We start from the raw sequence: 467 nt of genomic DNA, 5'->3' as shown, positions 1-467 counted from the left end.
TATTTGCTGTTTCATCTGCGCCTTTGATGTCTGCGACACGCTGCAGATTCATAATATCTACGCCATACTCACGAACGTGCGCTTCCATTTCAGCCACAAACTTTGGACCTTGGGTCTTTTGAATTGACGTATAGTTTTCAATGTCCATGGTATCCATGACCTGACCGCCCATGCGTTCAGCGACAATACCTGTTTTAATGCCTTTACGCGCCGCATAGATGGCAGAGGTATTGCCCGCAGGGCCGCCGCCAATGACTAACACATCAAATACATCTTTGGCATTTAACTTTTCAGCATCTTTGGCATCAGAATCTGTATCTAGTTTCGCAATAATTTCTTCCAAAGTCATACGGCCTTGACCGATATGTTCATTGTCTTGGAATACCATCGGTACAGCCATGATTTTGCGTTCTTCCACTTCGTCTTGGAAGAATGCGCCATCAATCATAGTCGCCGTTGTGCCAGGG

General features: G+C 45.8%; 1 protein-coding gene. It reads right to left on the bottom strand.

Annotated features, from left to right (window positions below; translation table 11 throughout):
* Positions 1-467: FAD-dependent oxidoreductase (locus D7V32_RS17080; RefSeq protein ID WP_120403953.1), on the bottom strand; the 467-nt coding region annotated here is incomplete at both ends.

Source organism: Acinetobacter tianfuensis (genome assembly GCF_003611465.1).
GTDB classification, from domain to species: Bacteria; Pseudomonadota; Gammaproteobacteria; order Pseudomonadales; family Moraxellaceae; genus Acinetobacter; species Acinetobacter tianfuensis.
This window is presented reverse-complemented; position numbering and strand designations above follow the sequence as displayed.